Genomic DNA, 17624 nt, shown 5'->3' with positions numbered 1-17624 from the left:
GCGAAGGAAGCGATCACCCACACCGGCATCGGGCAAAGGTAGATATCATGCAGTGGCGGCATCGAGGCCGCGACACGCCACCGGGACCGGAGAGGAGCCACGATGGGGATCGTCCAGCGATTCGAGCGCAAGCTGCAGGGCGCCGTCGGGGATGCCTTTGCCCGGGTCTTCGGAGGCGGCGTCATGCCCCAAGAGGTGGAATCCGCACTCCAGCAGGAGGCCACTGACCGGGTTCAGCACCTCGATGGCGGACACCTGCTGGCCCCCAACATGTACGTGATCACCGTCAACGAATCCGATCACGACGAACTGGCGACGGACCGGGACTTGACAGTCAAGGCCTTCGCCCGACACCTTGAGGGCTTCATCCGCGACCAGGGATGGCAGACCTATGGCCCCATCACCGTGCGGTTCGAACCGAGCCCGGCGTTGCACACGGGCCAGTTCCGGACCAGCGGGACGGTGGACCCCGACGCGGGGCGGCCACCGGCTCGTAGCCCAGGCCCGGAAGTGCACGCAGTCCCGCTACCTCGACCCTCCGCTCATCCGAACCCAGGAGCTGGCCCCATGACGCAGAACTCAGGCTACGACGCCAACCGCGAGCCCGCGGACAACGAGGGCCGGCCCGAATACCAGCCGGCATACGCCTCGAACGGGTACGCCAACGGCAACAGCTACCCCAGCGAGCAGCCGCGCAACAACGGCTACGCGAGCGAGCAGCCGCGCAACGGCTACGAGCGCCCCTACGGCGGCGGCTACCAGGATCCGTACGCGCAGGGCGGCAACGACCCGTACGCCCAGCCGGCGAACGATCCCTACGCGCAGGGCGCAGGCGATCCCTACGCGCAGCAGGGCGGCAACGACCCGTACGCCCAGCCCGCCAACGATCCCTACGCGCCGCAGGGCGGCTACCAGCAGGGCGCGCCGGCCTACCCGCCGCAGTCCCCCGGGTACCCGCCGCAGCAGCAGGGCTCCGGCTACCCGGCCCAGCAGGCCCCGCAGAGCTACGACTACCAGCAGGGCGCGTACGGCCAGGACTACCCGGCCTACGACCAGCAGCAGTACGGCGCGGGCGCGGGCGCGGGCGCGTACTCGGGCTTCGATGCCGACCGCACCTTCACGGTCACCCTGCAGCTCGAGGACGGCAGCGGCCGCAACTTCCAGCTCCGCGAGGGCCGCAACGTGATCGGCCGCGGTCAGGAGGCACAGTTCCGGCTGCCCGACACCGGAGTCTCGCGTCGCCACATCGAGATCCGCTGGGACGGCCAGGTCGCGATGCTCTCGGATCTCGGCTCGACCAACGGCACCACCGTGAACGGCGCCCCGGTTCAGGATTGGCAGCTCGCCGACGGTGATGTGATCCGCGCGGGCAACTCCGAGATCCTGGTCCGTATCCTCTGATCCGCCACGGCGGTAACAGCCGAACCAGCGGAAGCCTCTTCGGATTCCGTATGGTGGTTGCGCACCCATATAGCGATCGACACAGGCCGCATCGCCATAGGATGCTGCCTATAAAATGCCGGAGTTCGGGACCACCCGATCGCCACGAATGAGGAGGTGGACCGCCGTGCAGGGACTCATCCTGCAGTTGACCAGGGCGGGCTTCCTGCTGTTGCTGTGGCTGTTCGTCTGGGGCGTGCTCCGTGCCCTGCGCAGTGACGTCTACGCAGCCTCGGGTGTGCGTGTCCCGCCCCGGTATTCGCGGAGCGCCTCGGTGCTGCCCTCGTTCGGCAAGCCGAAGGTGGCCAAGTTCCTCATCGTCACGCAGGGCGCGCTGGCGGGCACCCGCATCACGCTCGGCGCGCAGCCCGTCCTGATCGGCCGAGCCGACGATTCCACCCTCGTGCTCACCGACGACTACGCCTCCACCCGGCACGCCCGGCTGTCCCAGCGCGGAACCGACTGGTACGTGGAGGATCTCGGATCGACCAACGGCACCTATCTGGACCGCGCGAAGGTGACCACCGCGGTGCGGGTGCCCCTCGGCACCCCGGTTCGCGTGGGCAAGACCGTGATCGAGCTGCGCCCGTGACCCTCGTCCTCCGTTACGCGGCCCGCAGCGACCGCGGCCTGGTGCGCTCGAACAACGAAGATTCCGTGTACGCGGGCGCCCGGCTGCTCGCGCTCGCCGACGGCATGGGCGGCCACGCCGCGGGCGAGGTCGCCTCCCAGCTGATGATCGCGGCCCTCGCGCATCTCGACGACGACGAACCCGGCGAGGACCTGCTGGGCAAGCTCGAGGCCGCCACCCGCGCGGGCAACGCCGCCATCGCCGATCAGGTCGAGGAGGAGCCCGAACTCGACGGCATGGGCACCACCCTGACCGCGATCCTGTTCGCGGGCACCAAGCTCGGCCTGGTGCACATCGGCGACTCGCGTGCATACCTGCTGCGCGAGGGCGTGCTCACCCAGATCACCCGCGACGACACCTTCGTCCAGTCCCTCGTCGACGAGGGACGGATCACCGCCGAGCAGGCGCACACCCACCCGCAGCGTTCGCTGATCATGCGGGCGCTGACCGGCAACGAGATCGAGCCGACGCTCACGGTCCGGGAGGCCCGCGCGGGCGACCGGTACCTGTTGTGCTCCGACGGACTCTCCGATGTCGTCAGCGACGAGACCATCTCGGAGGTGCTCGGCGAGGGGGAGCACGGCGAGTCCGCCGACCGGCTGATCGAACTGGCGCTGCGCAGCGGCGGACCGGACAACGTCACGGTGGTGGTCGCCGACGTCATCGACCTCGACTACGGCCAGAGCCACCCCATCGTGGCGGGCGCCGCCTCCCACGAGGACGAGGACGACTCCCCGCCGCCGGACACCGCCGCCGGACGGGCCGCCGCCATGCGCCCGCCGCGGGCGACCCCGCGCCGGGTGACCGGCCCGGTCGACACCGAGGCCGCGAAGCCGAAGCGACGACTGACCTGGATCCTGTTGGGACTGGGGCTGATCGCCGTCGTGGTCGTGGGACTCGTTGTCGGGCGCAGCCTGATCCGCAGCAACTACTACGTGGGTGCGGATGACAGCCGGGTGACCGTGCTGCGCGGCGTCCCCGGTTCCGTGTTCGGGTACTCGCTGCAGGAGGCGAACCTCGTCGGGTGCATCACCAACAGCGGCTCGCTGAGCCTGGTGACCCCGGACGCGGAGCCGACGAACTGCACCCTGCTGATGGTGGACGACCTGCAGCCCTCCGCGCGTGAACAGGTGCGCGCCGGCCTGCCGTCCGGGAGCCTCGACGACGCCAAGCGTCAGATGAGCCGTCTCGCCACCGCCGACCTGCTCCCGGTGTGCCAGAGCGTCACCGCCGCGCCCCCCGCGCCCCCAGCTCCCCCGGCGACCGGTGCCCCCGCCGCGCCGACCATCCCGGCCTCGCCGCCCACCCAACCGCCGCCGTCCGCGGCGCCGCCGACGCCCACCACCACCGCGGCGCCGCCGCTCAGCCCCTCCGAGCTGGCTCAGGCACAGGTGCCCGGGCAGAACTGCAGGACCGGCCGCTGATGTCTGTCTCCGCGGCACCGTCGGGGCCCTCCTTCCCGAGTCCGGCCGGAGGGTTCGCGCCCGCACCCGTGCAATCGAACCGACGCAACGTCGAACTGGTGCTGATCTGCTGCGCCATCGCGATCACCACCCTGTCGCTGATCCTGGTCGAGGCGAGCCAGGAGCAGAAGATCACCCTCGACCTGGCCAAGTACGCGCTCGCCTATGCGGTCCTGTTCGTCATCGCCCACCTCGCGGTGCGCAGGTTCGCGCCGCACGCCGACCCCTTGCTGCTGCCGATCGTCGCGCTGCTCAACGGTCTCGGACTGGTGCTCATCCACCGGCTCGACCTCGCCGACGCCGCGACCGCGGCCTCCTTCGGGTGGGAGATCCCCTCCCCCGACGCCAATCAGCAGGTGCTGTGGACCGCGCTCGCGATCGCCGGCTTCATCGCGGTGCTGGTGTTCCTCGAGGACTACCGACTGCTGGCGCGCTACAGCTACACCCTGGGCCTTGCCGGCCTGGTGCTGCTCGCACTCCCCGCGGTGCTGCCGTCGTCGATGTCCGAGGTGAACGGCGCGAAGATCTGGATCAAGTTGCCGTTCTTCAGCATTCAGCCCGGAGAATTCGCCAAGATCCTGCTGATCATCTTCTTCGCCTCCGTCCTGGTGTCCAAGCGCGAGCTGTTCACCACGGCGGGCAGGCATTTCTTCGGCATGGACCTGCCGCGCGCCCGTGACCTCGGGCCGATCCTCGTCGCCTGGATCGTCTCCATCGGCGTGCTGGTGCTCGAAAAGGACCTGGGCACCTCGCTGCTGCTGTTCGGCACCGTGCTGGTGATGCTCTACATCGCCACCGAACGGGTCGGCTGGCTGCTGATCGGCGGCGGGCTGCTCGCGCTCGGGTTCGTGTTCGCCTATCAGCTCTTCGGCCACGTCCGGGTCCGGGTGAACACCTGGCTCGACCCGCTCGGCGACTACAACAACACCGGGTATCAGATCTCGCAGTCACTTTTCGGGCTCGCAACCGGCGGGCTCGCCGGAACCGGCCTCGGCAGCGGGCGGCCGTCCCAGGTCCCGTTCGCGAAGACCGACTTCATCGTCGCCACGATCGGCGAGGAGCTCGGGCTGATCGGCCTGGCCGCCGTGCTGATGCTGTTCCTGATCTTCGTCATCCGCGGGCTGCGGACCGCGCTGGCGGTGCGTGACAGCTTCGGCAAGCTGCTCGCCGCCGGGCTCTCGTTCACCGTGGCGATCCAGGTCTTCGTGGTCGTCGGCGGTGTGACCAAGCTGATCCCGCTGACCGGCCTGACCACCCCGTACATGTCGTACGGCGGCTCCTCGCTGCTGGCGAACTACCTGCTGCTGGCGCTGCTCATCAAGATCTCCGACTCCGCGCGGACCCCACCGAAGCCCACGAAGAAGGGACCCGCCCCCATCGCGGACGCACCGACCGAAATGCTGAGGCGCCCATGAACACGCCCCTGCGCCGCGTCGCGATGGCGGTCATGGTCATGGTGGTGGCACTCCTGGCCAACGCCACGTACGTGCAGGTCATCAAGGCCGACGACCTGCGCACCGACCCGCGGAACTCCCGGGTCCTGCTCGACGAGTACTCGCGTCAGCGCGGACAGATCTCGGCGGGCGGTCAGGTGCTGGCCGCGTCGGTCCCCACCGACGACCGGTACAAGTACCTGCGCACGTATCCGCCGAACCCGGCGGCACCGTCGAGCCCGTTCGCGAACGCGCCGGTCACCGGCTTCTACTCGATGCTCTACGGCAGCACCGGACTCGAACGCACCGAGGACCAGGTGCTCAACGGCTCCGACAACAGACTGTTCGGGCGACGGTTCTTCGACCTGGTCTCCGGCCGCGACCCGCGCGGCGGCAACGTGGTCACCACTCTCGACCCGGTCGTCCAGCAGGTGGCGTACGACCAGCTGACCGCCAAGGGCTACACCGGCTCCGTTGTCGCGATCCGGCCCAGCACCGGCGAGGTGCTGGCGATGGTGAGCACGCCCAGCTACGACCCGAACCTGCTGGCCAGCCACGACGGCGCGGTCAGCACCGAGGCCTGGGAGGCGCTGAACGAGGACGAGGACAAGCCGCTGCTCAACCGGGCCATCTCGCAGACTTATCCGCCCGGCTCGACGTTCAAGGTGGTGGTCACCGCCGCCGCGCTGAGCAACGGGGCAAACCCGGAGGAGCAGCTGACCGCGGCGCCGAACATCACGCTGCCCGGCACCAACACCACGCTGGAGAACTACAACGGCAGCACCTGCGGCGGCGGTCCGACCGCCACGCTGCGGGAGGCCTTCGCCAGGTCCTGCAACACGGCGTTCGTCGAGCTGGGCATCCGGACCGGCGCCGACGCCCTCAAGGACGAGGCCGCCGGATTCGGCATCCAGCCCGATTCGCCCGGCATCCCGATGCCGGTCGCGGACGGCACCGTCGGATCGATCCCCGACGACGCCGCGCTCGGGCAGTCCAGCATCGGTCAGCGCGACGTCGCGCTGACCCCGCTGGAGAACGCCGTGATCGCCGCGACCGTCGCGAACGGCGGCGTCCGGATGCAGCCGCACGTGGTGGCCCAGCTGCAGAGTCCCGACCTGTCGAACCTGGCGACGACGCACCCCGAGTCGCTGGGTCAGGCGGTGTCCCCACAGGTGGCCGCGACGCTCACCGACCTGATGATCGGCTCGGAGAACAACACCGGCGGCGGCAACAAGATCCCCGGCGTCCAGATCGCCTCCAAGACCGGAACCGCCGAGCACGGCAGCGATCCCCGCAACACCCCACCGCACGCCTGGTACATCGGGTTCGCCCCGGCGGCGAACCCGGAGATCGCGATCGCCGTGCTCGTGGAGAACGGCGGCGACCGCGCCCTGGCCGCGACCGGAGGCTCGGTCGCGGCACCGATCGGGCGGGCCGTCATCGAAGCCGGACTGCGGCAGGGGGGCTGAGTGATGAGTCTGAACAACGGCGCGGTGATCGCGAACCGGTACCGGCTGCAGCGGCTGATCGCCACCGGCGGCATGGGCCAGGTCTGGGAGGGCGTCGACAACCGCCTGCACCGCCGGGTCGCGGTCAAGGTCCTCAAGTCGGAGTACTCTGCGGACCCCGAGTTCCTGGAGCGCTTCCGCACGGAGGCCCGCACCACCGCCCAGCTCAACCACCCCGGCATCGCGGGGATCTACGACTACGGCGAGACCCTCGACAGCGTCGGCCAGTCCACCGCGTACCTGGTGATGGAGTTGGTCAACGGAGAGCCGCTGAACGCGGTGCTGGGGCGTGTCGGCCGGCTGGCGCTGCCGCACGCGCTCGACATGCTCGAGCAGACCGGCCGCGCCCTTCAGGTGGCGCACGAGGCGGGCGTGGTGCACCGCGACGTCAAACCCGGCAACATCCTGATCACCCCCGCCGGCCAGGTGAAGATCACCGACTTCGGCATCGCGAAGGCCGTCGAGGCCTCCCCGGTGACCCGGACCGGCATGGTGATGGGCACCGCCCAGTACATCGCGCCCGAACAGGCCCTCGGACAGGACGCCTCGCCTGCCAGCGACGTGTACTCGCTTGGCGTCGTCGGCTACGAGGCCCTCTCCGGCCGCCGGCCGTTCGTCGGCGACGGCGCACTGACGGTGGCGATGAAGCACGTTCAGGAGGTGCCGAGCCCGCTGCCTGCGGATCTGCCGCCGAACGTGCGCGAGCTGATCGACATCACAATGGCCAAGGACCCGGCCGCGCGGTACGGCAGCGGCGGCGAATTCGCCGACGCGGTCGCCGTGGTCAGGTCCGGCGCGCGGCCGCCGCTGCCAGGGGCGGGCCTGCCGCCGCGGCCCATGACGGGGGCGGTGCCGCCCATCGTCGGGACCCAGATGTTGCCGACGTCCCAGCGCGAATATGCTGGCCCCGATTCCGGGTCGGTGCCGGCGGTGGCGACGGGCATGACCAAGGGACAGAAGATCCTCGCGTGGGGCGGCGGCGGCCTGCTGCTCGCGGCCCTGCTGATCTCCGTGTGGATTCTCCTGTCCGGCGGTGACGGAGCGCCGAGCAATCCGACGCCGCCGCCGGTGACGACGACGCGGCCCGTGGTCACCACAACCACCCGCCCGCCCGTGACCACCACCACGGAGCGGACGACCACGACCGAGGAACCGACGACCACCACGACGGAACCGACCACCACCACCACCGAGGAAACTACGACCACCACGGAGCCGACGACCACCACGACGGAACCGACCACCACCACCACGACAGCGCCCCGCACGACCACCGCCACGACCACGCCGGACGTCCTCGAACCGGCCCCGCAAGGACAGCCATGACCACACCCCGCAAGCTCTCCTCCCGCTACGAGCTGGGCGAGATCCTCGGCTTCGGTGGCATGTCCGAGGTGCACCTCGCCCGCGACATGCGCCTGAGCCGGGATGTAGCGATCAAGGTGCTGCGCGCCGATCTCGCCCGCGACCCCACGTTCTACCTCCGTTTCCGCCGCGAGGCGCAGAACGCGGCGGCACTGAACCATCCGGCCATCGTGGCCGTCTACGACACCGGCGAGGCCGAGACCGACGGCGGTCCGCTGCCGTACATCGTGATGGAGTACGTCGACGGCGACACGCTGCGCGACATCGTCCGCACCGAGGGCCCCATGCAGGCCCGGCGCGCGATGGAGGTCATCGCCGACGTGTGTGCGGCGCTCGATTTCAGCCATCGCAACGGGATCGTGCACCGCGACATCAAGCCGGCGAACATCATGATCAACCGCGCGGGCGCGGTGAAGGTGATGGATTTCGGCATCGCCCGCGCGATCTCCGATGCCTCCAGCCCGATGACGCAGACATCCGCGGTGATCGGCACGGCGCAGTACCTCTCGCCCGAGCAGGCGCGCGGCGAGCAGGTCGACGCCCGCTCGGACGTGTACTCGCTCGGCTGCGTGCTGTTCGAGATCCTCACCGGCGAGCCGCCGTTCAAGGGCGATTCCCCGGTGGCCGTCGCCTACCAGCATGTCCGGGAGGACCCGGCCCTGCCCTCGAGCGTGAATCCGAACGTGCCGCGCGAGCTCGACTCGGTGATCCTCAAGGCGATGAGCAAGAACCCGGCCAACCGGTACCAGAGCGCCGCCGACATGCGCTCCGATCTGGTGCGGGTGCTCGGCGGTCAGCGTCCGGGCGCACCGATGGTGATGAACGACGAGGACCGCACCACGATCCTCGGCGCGGTGGACGCACAGAACCGGTACGGCGCGGCCCCCGTCTCGCCCCCGCCGGTGGCGCAGGCGGCCGCGCCTGCGCCGGAGGACGGCCAGCCGCGCAGCCGTAAGGCGGTGCGCGCGGTGCTGCTGTCGCTGGCGGCCCTGGCCGTGATCGGCATCGTCGGCGCGTTCCTGTGGTCGCTCGGCCCCGGCTCGAAGGCCGCGCAGGTCACGGTCCCGAACGTCGCCAACCAGTCCGCGCAGGACGCCCAGAACGCACTGCAGGATCTCGGTTTCCGGGTGCAGAGCCAGCCGAAGCCGAGCGATAACGTGGCCTCGGGCAACGTCATCGCCAGCATCCCCGTCGCGGGAACCAGGGCCGACGAAGGCACCACGGTGACTCTCGACGTGTCAACCGGTCCGCAGGAGGTGGAGGTCCCGACGCTGACCGGCATGACACAGGCGCAGGCGGCGCAGGCGCTGAACACGATCGGCCTGCAGTTGGACTCGACGGTGAGCACCGCCGCGTCGACGCAAGACCAGCTGGACAAGGTGGTCGCGCAGAAGCCGGAAGCCGGGTCGAATGTCGCGCTGGACGGCGCCGTGAAGATCACCCTCGGCAGCGGACCGGAACAGATCCGGATCCCGAACGTCGTCGGCCAGACCCTCGACGTCGCGCAACCGAACATCGAGGGCGCGGGCTTCAAGGTCCAGGTCGAGAACATCGACTCCGGCAAGCCCAAGGGCGAGGTCGTCTCCACCGACCCGACCGGCGGCAGCGCGGCGGCCAAGGGCGCCACCGTCAAGATCCGGGTGTCGAACGGCAACATGGTCACAATGCCCAACCTGAACAACCAGAGCGTGTCGCAGGCGCTGGACTCACTGCGGCGCGCGGGTTGGACCGGATCCTCGAGCCAGCTCGTCCAGCATCCCGAGGCCACCCTGGAGACCGATCAGGTCGGCAAGGTGGTCACGCAGGCGCAGCCGGCGGGCTCGGAGATCTCCAAGACCTCGACCATCTCGGTCGGGATCGGTCAGCTCGGTATTCCCCGGTAGCCGGTAGCCCGTTCCGTTGAGGGGCATCTTCGTGCGGTTCGACCGCACGAAGATGCCCCTCACGCGTAGGCGCGGCATCCCGGACGCCGCGGCTACCGAAAGGCCGGTTCGACGAACCGTTCGACGATCCGGCGTTCCGCCGCCGGGTCTCCCGCCGGCACCGTGAGCAGCGAGATGACCACCCGCACGATCCACTGCGCCGCCTCCGCATCGGGCGCGATGCCCGTCAACGCCGTGGCGACCCGGCCGAGTTCCGGCGATGACGCGAGGTAATCGTCGCCGCGGCCGGTGCGGGAGTTCGTCAGCCACTGTGACAGCGCGGCATCCGCGCGCACGGCCGCGACGGAGATCAGGATCGCCTCGACGATCCGGCGGGAACCGCTCAACCGTTCCACCTCGGCCGCGACCCGCTGGGCCACCGCCGCGGCCGCCGCGGAGACGACGCCCCCGACCAGAGCGGACTTGCCGCCGACGTGGCGGTACAGCGTCGCTCGTGAACACCCGGCCCTTGCCGCGACATCCTCGACGCTGACCTGGTCGATCCCCCGCTCGAGGAACAGCTCGGCCGCTGCGGCATGGATCCGCTCAACCCCGATCGCGCGCCGGTTCCCGCCTGCCAGCCAGTCCTTGGCCGTATCCGATTCACGCACGGAACACCTCCTGGCGGCGTCTCACCGAAGTCTCACGGTGAGACGAAATTGTGTCTCTCAGTCTATAGCGGAGGCGGAGATGCAACGTCGTGAGCAGCGTGGGGCCGTCACCTTCTCCACGGCGTGAGATTTCCTGTTTGAGCAGGTCACGATGCCTGATCTCAACTTTTTCGAGCCCTTGACAGGCCACCGTCGGCAGGTGGACGGTGGTGGCGCTGAAACAGGTTCTACTAACGGTGGGAGATTCGATGACCGCGTTGCCACTCGAGGGGATCGACCTCTTCGATCCGGCGAATCTCGACGACCCGAACGGGCTGTACCGCACACTCCGAGAGAACTCACCCGTCCACCGGGTCCCGGGAACCGACTTCTATCTCGTCTCCACCTGGGTTCTGGTCACCGAGGCGGCGGCACGCGTCGACGACTTCTCCTCCAATCTGACCGGGGTCCTCGTTCAGCAGGCCGACGGGCCGCCGGTGACCTTCGACATGGACGGCGGCGGCCGGGCGGTGCACGTGCTCGCGACCGCCGACGACCCGACGCACGCCCACCACCGCAAGCTGGTTCTGCAGACGCTCGGCAAGAGGATCCGCGCGCTGGGCCCGACGGTCGATCTCCTGGTCGACCAGCTGTGGGCCGAGGGCGTGCGGGACGACCGGATCGACTACGCGACCGACATGGCCGACAAGCTGCCCCTCGCCCTCATCGCCCATCTCGTCGGCCTGCCCGAGAGCGACGTCCCGCAGCTCCTGACCTGGGCGTACGACAGCACGGAACTGCTCGGCGGAGTGGTCACCGCGGACCGGCTCGGGCAGCTCGTCACCTCGTCGGTCGAGCTCGCCGGCTACCTGCACACCCACTTCGTCCGGGCCAAGGACGATCCGAAGGACGACCTCATGGGTGTGCTGGCGCGCGCCTGCGCGACCGGTGACCTGACCGACGACGTCGCGGTGCTGATCCTCGTCCAGTTGGTCGGCGCGGGCGGCGAGTCGACGGCCGGGCTGATCGCCAGTTCGGCACGGCTGCTCGCCACCCACCCCGACGTCCAGCGCGCACTCCGCGACGATCCCTCCCTGATCGACCCCTTCCTCGACGAGGCGCTCCGGCTGGAATCCCCGTTCCGGGCGCACCACCGGCACGTCGTCGCGGACACCACGCTTGGCGGGGTCGCGCTACCCGCGGGCAGTCACGCCCTCCTGCTGTGGGGGTCGGCGAACCGCGATCCCGCCCGGTTCGAGCGTCCCGACGAGGTCGTCCTCGACCGCCCGGGCATCCGCTCCCATCTCGCCTTCGGCAAGGGTGCCCATTTCTGCATCGGGTCGGCGCTCGCGCGGATGGAGGCCCTCGCCGCCGTCACCCCGCTCCTCGAACGCAGCACCCGGATCTCCATCGCCGACGAGGCGAGCTGGGTGCCGAGCATCTTCGTGCGGCGCCACCTCCGGGTGCCGCTCCAGATCAGCTGACCGACAGCCCGACACGATCCCGACAGGACATCGAATGAACATCTCTCCGAGCGACCTCGTCACGGCCTTCTGCGCGGAATGGAGGGCGGGTGACGCGGCGTCGATCGCTGGATATTTCAGCGAAGACGCTGTTTACCACAACATTCCGATGGAACCACTGTTCGGACGCGCGGCCATCGCCGACTTCCTGGACGGCTTCATTTCGGCATTCGGAGGAATCGAGTTCACCATCCACCACCAGGCGTCGAACGGGACCGTCGTCCTCAACGAACGCACCGACCGGTTCACCCTCGGGGACAAGCACGTGGAATTGCCCGTGATGGGTGTCTTCGAGATCGAGGCGGGCGAAATCACTTCGTGGCGAGACTATTTCGACCTCGCCCCGATCACGGAGCTCATGTCCGGGCATGCCGACTGAGCTCGGCGCACGGCTCAGTTGTGGGTGAGCGCGGACCCCAGCGCCTGGGCGACCTCGGCCTCGAGCGTCGAGACGAGCGCCTCCGGCGGCCGCTGCCCGCACACCTCTAGCCAGTTCGCCAGCATCCGGTGGCCGCCCTGGGTGAGCACCGACTCCGGATGGAACTGGACGCCGTGGATCGGCAGCTCCCGGTGCCGCATCGCCATCACGATCCCGGTGTCGGTGTGCGCGGTGGCGATCAGCTCGTCCGGCATCGTCTCCGGCAGCACCGTCAGCGAGTGGTAGCGGGTGGCGGTGAACGGGTCGGGCAGCCCGGCCAGCACCCCGGTGCCGTCATGACTGACCTGGCTGGTCTTGCCGTGCAGCAGTTCCGGTGCCCGGTCGACGGTGGCGCCGAACGCTGCGCCGATGGACTGGTGGCCGAGGCACACCCCGAGCAGCGGGGTGCGGGCCGCCGCGCACGCCGCGACCAGGTCCATGCTCGCGCCCGCCCGCTGCGGCGTGCCCGGTCCCGGGCTCAGCAGCACCCCGTCGAACTGCGCCGCGACGGCGTCGCGGTCGGCCAGCTCCGGGTCGTCGTTGCGCCAGACAGTGGCCTTGGTGCCGAGCTGGCCGAGGTACTGCACCAGGTTGAACACGAAGCTGTCGTAGTTGTCGACGACCAGGATGCGCATTCCAGCAGGATATGCGGCTTCGTCGCCCGTGCGCGATCTGCACCCCACCTGGGGTACGGATCACGCACGAGCGGCGCGGCGGCCTAGTTCGCGAACTTGGTCCGCAGCTGACCGGTGTAGGCCGGCACGGTGAACGTCTCCGACGCCTCCTGGGTGTACCCAAGCCCGTAGCGGACCGCGTACTGCTTGAAGGTGCGCACGCCGGGCTCGGCGGCGAGCGCGGCCTCGATCCGGGCCGGGTCGCCGATCGCCGTCATCTGATACGGCGGGCTGTAGGTCCGCCCGTGCAGCAGCAGCGTGTTGCCGATACAACGCGGCGCCGAGGTGTTGACGATGCGCTGGTCCTGCATCCCGACCGCGACCGCCCCGCCAGCCCATAGCGCGTTCAGCACGCTCTGCACATCCTGCTGGTGCACGACGAGATCGTCGGGCGAGGCTCCGGCGGGGAACTTCCCGTCGGAGTCGCGGGGCGCGTCGGTGAGGGTCACCCGAACGCCGGGTCCGGTGACCGCAGCCAGGCCCGCCGCGGCCTCCAGCGCCCGGCTCTGCTCGAGGACGCCTGCGACATCGGAGTCGGAACCGGCCGCCTCGTCCTGGAGGGCGGCCAGCTGCGCGGCCAACCCGTCGCGCACCCCCGCCGCGTCATCCACGTCCGCCTGCGCGCTGCGCACGAGGTCGGAGAGCCTCGTAGTGTCTCCGCGCCGCAGCTCGTTGCCCTCCGAGACCGCGCGGGTGGTCGCCAACAGCAACCCGGTGACCACGCAGACCACCGGGACGCAGATCTTCCAGAAGAGTTGCCTGCGCCGCGGCGCCGCGTGCGCCGCGGGCCGGTGGGATACGGTCGGATCGGGTGCGGTCGGATCGGGTTCGGTCACAGCCGCCCGCCTCCTCCCCTGTCCGCTCGCAGGTCCAGCCAGCAGACCCTGCCCGGGCACGTCTGTGCTCGGCTAGCGTGTACTCACCACCGGTAATCTCGAATCTACCTGGTGGGCGTCGACGCCGACGCCGACGCAATCGCACGATCCACACTGAACCAACGAGGACGTCATGCCCAAGTCGAAGGTCCGCAAGAAGACCGACTACACGATCAATCCCGCGAACCGCACGCCCGTGAAGGTCAAGGTCGGCCCATCCAGCACGCTCTACGTGTCGGTGATGCTCGGCTTCATGCTGCTCGGACTCGCGTGGCTGATCGTCTACTACCTGGCCGCGGACCAGATCACCTGGATGAACGACCTGGGGGCCTACAACTTCCTGATCGGCTTCGGATTCATGGTTGTCGGCCTCATCATGACGATGAGATGGCGCTGAGCTGGGGATATCCCCATTCTGACCGCGTCAATTACATCGTTGTCATTCATCCCCAATGTGGATAAACCCTGTGGATAACTGTGGAGAGCCTGTGCACAACCCCGAAAACCCTGTGCACAACCCCGAGTTCGCATGGTCCACACCCACCGGTGCGCTGATCGCGACCGGTGTCGGCGGGGTGGCCATGCTCCTCGCCGCCGCGGCGGTGGCGTCGGATCCGGCGGGACGGGTGCTGATCGGCCTCGGCGCTCTCGGGCTACTGGTGATCACCGCACTGGGGCTGCGCCAGCGGCCGCGGCTCGCCGTGCTCGACGGCGCGAGGGGGATCGCGGTGCAGCGGCTGACCGGACGCCACGAGTACCCGGCGTCGGAGCTGAGCCGGGTCCGGATCGTGCGCTATCCGCGGCTGGGCCGTCGGGTGCCGATGCTGGAGATCGACGTGCGCCCGCCCGGTGTCGACGACGACAAGCTGATGATCTTCGGTCGCTGGGACCTCGGTACCGATCCCACCGATGTCTTCGAGGCGCTCGCCGGCCGCGGGCTGGTGCCGCCGGAGCGGCCGCGCCCGTAGCCGGCGAGGCGACTACATCCCGAGTTCGGACCGCAGCTGCGCCATCCGCAGCGCGATGACGCCGACCGAGACGACGGTGACGGCGGCGAGGCCGCCCCAGCCGAGCGTGCGCGCCTTCTGGCGCTCCGCGGGGGTGCCGAGGCTGCCGGGGGCGAACATCAGCGCCGCGGTGGCGGCGGCGCCCGCGACGAGCCCGCCGAGGTGCCCCCACAGCGAGATCCCCGGGATCGTCACGCTGATGATCACGTTGAGGGCGATGATCGCCAGGACCGGGCCGGGGCTGCGCTTGAGCCGCAGAAGGATCACCGCCTGCGCGCCCATCAGTCCGAAGACCGCACCCGAGGCGCCCGCGGTGACGGCGTTCACCTGGAAGGCCATCACGGCTGCCGAGCCACCGAGGATCGAGACGAGGTACACCGCGACGTAGCGGGAGCGCCCGAGGATGATCTCGGTGTCGCGGCCGATCACCCAGAGCGCGAACATGTTGACCAGCAGGTGGACGGCACCGAAGTGCAGGAAGCCGCTGCCGACGACACGAACCAGGTCGCCGTCGGCGACCGCGGGCGGCCAGAGCGCCCAGCTGGTGAACAGCGGCGAGCCGAGGTGGTTGTTCGCCACGTTGCCGGACTGGAGCACCGTGATCGCGTAGATCAGGACGTTGAGCCCGATCAGGACGTAGGTGACGATCGGGGTCGGCAGGCCGGTCCGGAGCTGCGCACCGGCGACGGTGCGGGCCGAGCGGGTGGTCTTGGCGTCGGCGGCGATGCAGTCGACGCAGTGCTGGCCGACGGCGGCCGGTCGCAGGCACTCGACGCACGCGGGACGGCCGCAGCGGGTGCAGGAGAGCGCGGTGGGCCGGTCCGGGTGCCGGACGCACCGCGGTTGGGGCGGGGTGCCGTCACCGGCAACGCCACCCCAACCGGGGTTGGTCATCTCGCGGTACCGATCAGGAGATGGTGATGCTGTTGATGACGACCGCCTCCAGCGGGCGGTCCGTGCGGTCCACCGAGGTTCCGGAGATGGCGTCGACGACCTTCTTCGACTCCTCGTCCACGACCTCACCGAAGATGGTGTGCTTGCGGTTGAGGTGCGGGGTCTTGCCGGTGGTGATGAAGAACTGCGAGCCGTTGGTGCCCGGGCCTGCGTTCGCCATGGCCAGCAGGTAGGGCTTGTCGAACTGCAGCTCCGGGTGGAACTCGTCGCCGAACTGGTAGCCGGGGCCGCCACGGCCGGTGCCGGTCGGGTCGCCGCCCTGGATCATGAAGCCGTCGATGACGCGGTGGAAGACGGCGCCGTCGTAGAACGGTCCGGTCTTGCCGCCCGAGGCGTTCTCGGTGCTGTAGTTCTGGGTGCCGTCGGCGAGTCCGACGAAGTTCGCGACGGTCTTCGGCGCGTGGTTGCCGAACAGGGCGATCTTGATGTCGCCGCGGTTGGTGTGCAGCGTTGCGGTTGCGGTCTGATTCGGTGAGGTCACTCCACCATGGTGCCATTCCGCCGTACGGAACATGTGCGACAGTGGACAGATGACTCGCGCGACGAAGTCCACCCCGGTTTCTGTCCCCGCCCCGGCCGAGCAGGCGCCCACCCTCGAGGTGGTACCCCCCGCCCCCGAATCCACCACGCTCAGTAGCGCATTGAGGCTCGCGCAGCTCGCGGCGCTCGGGTTCGCCAGGGGAACGGGAGGTGTCGCGAAGGGCACCGGAGTGGTGGCCAAGGGCACCGGAGCGTTGAGCCTCTATCTCGGCCGTCAGGGCTACACCCTGGCCAGGAAGGCACTGTCGTCCCGGCCGAAGGCCGTCCCCGCCCTCGCGCTGGTGGACGAGCAGGCCGTGGCGGCCGTGGCCGCCGAGCAGGTCAAGGGTCGCGGCCGCAGGCGCGGCAGGCGTGCGCTGCTCGTCGTCGGTCTCGGTGCCGCCGTGGCGGCGGGCGCCGTGTACCTCAAGGAGCGTCGGCGCGAGGTGCCGCCTGTCGCCCCCGCTCCGCCGAGCCTGCAGGATTTCGAGAACTCCTGAGCGCCGCTGTCGCCGCGGCACAGCCCGCCGCGGCGACGGCCATCGACGACCACAGCATGGGCTCACGGCCGCCGGCGTCGCCGAACGCCAGCAGGCCGAGATTGACGGCCGCGTGGAACACGGTGGCGATCAACAGGCTGCCCTGACGCCCGTTGTCGAGGAGCACCGCGAGCAGGACGGACATCGCGATCGTCGCCGACAGGAAGGCCGCCGCATAGGCGGCGCCCGCCGCGAACACCTGCACGTGCCACACCCCCCAGACGGTCCCGACGAGCACGCCGGTGATCAGCACGGAGTGCCTCGTGCGCAGGTAGGGCTGCAGGAACCCCCGCCAGCCGAGTTCCTCCCCGTATGCCCCGACGCACTGCGCAAGGACCAGCAGGCCCAGCGGCGCCGCGCCGGCGCGGACGGCCGAGAAATCGGGGCCTGCGCCGAGGGACACGAGCACCGCCGCCGGCAGCGCCAGGATGATCACAACCGAGCCGCTCGCGGCCGCGAGGATGGCCGGGTCGGGCCGCCACAGGCTCACCGCGAGCGGCGGCCGCCATCTGCCCCGCCACACCAGCAGGACCGCCGCGACCGCGATCGCGGGTGCGAACTGCACCAGTTCGAGCAGGTCCGGGTCGGGGCCGGTCACTGCCTGGAGCGCCACGAGGACGCCGCCCGCGAGAAACGCCACCAGCACGTACACCGTCGTCGGCGCCCACCTGCGGGGCGGGGCTGCGTGGGTCGTCATGCCACGAGCATCGCGGCTCGCCGACGGCAGCACATCACCCCACGGTATCGGTGGCCCCTGCTACCG

The 17624-nt window shown here is 69.9% G+C and carries 18 protein-coding genes; 12 read left to right on the top strand and 6 right to left on the bottom strand.

Annotated elements, in window-relative coordinates; translation table 11 throughout:
- Positions 1 to 102 precede the first annotated feature (102 nt).
- The 7 genes from ABIC28_RS07840 to pknB all read left to right on the top strand — a co-directional run bounded on the left by ABIC28_RS07840 (position 103) and on the right by pknB (position 9723).
- Positions 103 to 1401, top strand: coding sequence for an FhaA domain-containing protein (locus ABIC28_RS07840; protein ID WP_209927970.1), 1299 nt, complete (start codon positions 103 to 105; stop codon positions 1399 to 1401).
- Positions 1402 to 1567: 166 nt separating this feature from the next.
- A complete protein-coding gene (locus ABIC28_RS07835; protein ID WP_077044015.1) occupies positions 1568 to 2032 on the top strand; it encodes an FHA domain-containing protein FhaB/FipA in 465 nt (154 codons plus the stop codon).
- A complete protein-coding gene (locus tag ABIC28_RS07830; protein ID WP_097210725.1) occupies positions 2029 to 3495 on the top strand; it encodes a PP2C family serine/threonine-protein phosphatase in 1467 nt (488 codons plus the stop codon). The genes ABIC28_RS07835 and ABIC28_RS07830 overlap by 4 nt, the downstream gene beginning before the upstream one ends.
- Positions 3495 to 4949, top strand: coding sequence for an FtsW/RodA/SpoVE family cell cycle protein (locus ABIC28_RS07825; RefSeq protein ID WP_097210726.1), 1455 nt, complete (start codon positions 3495 to 3497; stop codon positions 4947 to 4949). The genes ABIC28_RS07830 and ABIC28_RS07825 overlap by 1 nt, the downstream gene beginning before the upstream one ends.
- Positions 4946 to 6436 (top strand): peptidoglycan D,D-transpeptidase FtsI family protein, encoded by a 1491-nt coding sequence (locus ABIC28_RS07820; protein ID WP_209927972.1) that lies wholly within the window; start codon positions 4946 to 4948, stop codon positions 6434 to 6436. The genes ABIC28_RS07825 and ABIC28_RS07820 overlap by 4 nt, the downstream gene beginning before the upstream one ends.
- A gap of 3 nt (positions 6437 to 6439) precedes the next feature.
- Positions 6440 to 7801 carry a serine/threonine-protein kinase gene (locus tag ABIC28_RS07815; RefSeq protein ID WP_097210728.1) on the top strand — a complete coding sequence of 454 codons (1362 nt, stop codon included), beginning with the start codon at positions 6440 to 6442 and terminating at the stop codon, positions 7799 to 7801.
- Positions 7798 to 9723 (top strand): Stk1 family PASTA domain-containing Ser/Thr kinase, encoded by a 1926-nt coding sequence (gene pknB / locus ABIC28_RS07810; protein WP_097210729.1) that lies wholly within the window; start codon positions 7798 to 7800, stop codon positions 9721 to 9723. Before ABIC28_RS07815 ends, pknB begins: the two co-directional genes overlap by 4 nt.
- Before the next feature lie 92 nt (positions 9724 to 9815).
- Here the strand turns inward: pknB and ABIC28_RS07805 are convergent, their stop codons facing one another.
- Positions 9816 to 10373 carry a TetR/AcrR family transcriptional regulator gene (locus tag ABIC28_RS07805; protein WP_209927973.1) on the bottom strand — a complete coding sequence of 186 codons (558 nt, stop codon included), beginning with the start codon at positions 10371 to 10373 and terminating at the stop codon, positions 9816 to 9818.
- A 248-nt stretch (positions 10374 to 10621) separates the two neighbouring features.
- Here ABIC28_RS07805 and ABIC28_RS07800 point away from each other — a divergent pair, with 248 nt between their 5' ends.
- Positions 10622 to 11836, top strand: coding sequence for a cytochrome P450 (locus ABIC28_RS07800; protein ID WP_354578248.1), 1215 nt, complete (start codon positions 10622 to 10624; stop codon positions 11834 to 11836).
- A gap of 40 nt (positions 11837 to 11876) precedes the next feature.
- Positions 11877 to 12254 carry a limonene-1,2-epoxide hydrolase family protein gene (locus ABIC28_RS07795; RefSeq protein ID WP_209929157.1) on the top strand — a complete coding sequence of 126 codons (378 nt, stop codon included), beginning with the start codon at positions 11877 to 11879 and terminating at the stop codon, positions 12252 to 12254.
- A gap of 14 nt (positions 12255 to 12268) precedes the next feature.
- On the opposite strand, the gene ABIC28_RS07790 is transcribed toward ABIC28_RS07795, so the two are convergent.
- Entirely contained in the window at positions 12269 to 12928 is a 660-nt protein-coding gene (locus ABIC28_RS07790) for an aminodeoxychorismate/anthranilate synthase component II (RefSeq protein ID WP_077043331.1), read from the bottom strand.
- Positions 12929 to 13011: 83 nt separating this feature from the next.
- A complete protein-coding gene (locus tag ABIC28_RS07785) occupies positions 13012 to 13710 on the bottom strand; it encodes a DUF881 domain-containing protein (RefSeq protein WP_209929158.1) in 699 nt (232 codons plus the stop codon).
- Positions 13711 to 13975: 265 nt separating this feature from the next.
- Between ABIC28_RS07785 and crgA the strand changes: the two genes are divergently transcribed.
- Together crgA and ABIC28_RS07775 are read left to right on the top strand one after the other, a co-directional pair.
- A complete protein-coding gene (gene crgA / locus ABIC28_RS07780) occupies positions 13976 to 14239 on the top strand; it encodes a cell division protein CrgA (RefSeq protein WP_027502149.1) in 264 nt (87 codons plus the stop codon).
- A 91-nt stretch (positions 14240 to 14330) separates the two neighbouring features.
- Positions 14331 to 14810 carry a PH domain-containing protein gene (locus ABIC28_RS07775; RefSeq protein WP_307861300.1) on the top strand — a complete coding sequence of 160 codons (480 nt, stop codon included), beginning with the start codon at positions 14331 to 14333 and terminating at the stop codon, positions 14808 to 14810.
- Between the two features lie 12 nt (positions 14811 to 14822).
- On the opposite strand, the gene ABIC28_RS07770 is transcribed toward ABIC28_RS07775, so the two are convergent.
- Both ABIC28_RS07770 and ABIC28_RS07765 read right to left on the bottom strand, forming a co-directional pair.
- Complete coding sequence (locus ABIC28_RS07770; protein WP_097210734.1) at positions 14823 to 15743, bottom strand: rhomboid family intramembrane serine protease; 921 nt, start codon at positions 15741 to 15743, stop codon at positions 14823 to 14825.
- A 13-nt stretch (positions 15744 to 15756) separates the two neighbouring features.
- Complete coding sequence (locus ABIC28_RS07765) at positions 15757 to 16317, bottom strand: peptidylprolyl isomerase (RefSeq protein WP_179800473.1); 561 nt, start codon at positions 16315 to 16317, stop codon at positions 15757 to 15759.
- Positions 16318 to 16333: 16 nt separating this feature from the next.
- Here ABIC28_RS07765 and ABIC28_RS07760 point away from each other — a divergent pair, with 16 nt between their 5' ends.
- Complete coding sequence (locus tag ABIC28_RS07760) at positions 16334 to 16822, top strand: hypothetical protein (protein ID WP_143548392.1); 489 nt, start codon at positions 16334 to 16336, stop codon at positions 16820 to 16822.
- Here ABIC28_RS07760 and ABIC28_RS07755 read toward each other — a convergent pair.
- The gene (locus tag ABIC28_RS07755) at positions 16749 to 17558 is read right to left on the bottom strand and encodes a CPBP family intramembrane glutamic endopeptidase (RefSeq protein ID WP_209927977.1); all 810 of its coding nucleotides are present in this window, start codon (positions 17556 to 17558) and stop codon (positions 16749 to 16751) included. The two genes, ABIC28_RS07760 and ABIC28_RS07755, sit on opposite strands and share 74 nt — an antisense overlap.
- Positions 17559 to 17624 lie beyond the last annotated feature (66 nt).

Origin of the sequence: Rhodococcus sp. PvR044, from assembly GCF_040548995.1 — a bacterium.
Lineage (GTDB): Bacteria > Actinomycetota > Actinomycetes > Mycobacteriales > Mycobacteriaceae > Rhodococcus_G > Rhodococcus_G oryzae.
The sequence above is the reverse complement of the archived record's forward strand: the minus strand, read 5'-3'. Positions and strand labels throughout refer to the sequence as shown.